The organism is Rhodanobacter sp. FW021-MT20, assembly GCF_041107475.1.
Classification (GTDB): Bacteria; Pseudomonadota; Gammaproteobacteria; order Xanthomonadales; family Rhodanobacteraceae; genus Rhodanobacter_A; species Rhodanobacter_A glycinis.
Genome location: NZ_JBGBPX010000051.1, coordinates 1 through 635, shown reverse-complemented (window position 1 = coordinate 635; position 635 = coordinate 1). Strand labels below are relative to the sequence as shown.

The following is a 635-nucleotide window of genomic DNA, read 5'->3' as shown; positions in this document are numbered from 1 at the left end:
CACAACGTCACCGGCGCGCGCGAGATCGCCGACCGCCTGATGGCCAGCTTCGGCTCGATGCTGCTGTACTGGTACCACTTCAGCCACAACGGCAAGCGCATCGAGACCGAGACCGAGGACGACTCGATCGCCGGCCACTTCCTGCACCTGCTGCACGGCAAGACGCCCAGCGAATTGCACGCCAGTGCGCTGGACAAGTCGCTGGTGCTGTACGCCGAGCACGAATTCAACGCATCCACCTTCAGTGCGCGCGTGATCGCCGGCACCGGTTCGGACATGTACTCGGCCATCACCGGCGCGATCGGCGCGCTGCGCGGCCCCAAGCACGGCGGTGCCAACGAAGTGGCGATGGAAATCATCGCGCGCTACCGCAACGCCGACGATGCCGAAGCCGACATCCGCGCCCGCGTCGAGCGCAAGGAAATCATCATCGGCTTCGGCCATCCGGTGTACACGGTGTCCGATCCGCGCAACGAGATCATCAAGGAAGTCTCGCGCAAGCTGTGCACCGAGGGTGGCAACCCGACGTTGTTCGACGTGTCCGAGCGCATCGAGAAGGTGATGGGCGAGGTCAAGAAGATGTTCCCGAACCTCGACTGGTTCTCGGCCAGCGCGTACCACATGATGGGCGTGCC

Annotated in this window: 1 protein-coding gene; it reads left to right on the top strand. The window is 64.3% G+C overall.

The genetic code is table 11. The features are described from left to right. Positions 1 to 635 (top strand): citrate/2-methylcitrate synthase (locus AB7849_RS19515; RefSeq protein ID WP_369501571.1); only part of this gene is annotated, 635 nt, incomplete at both ends.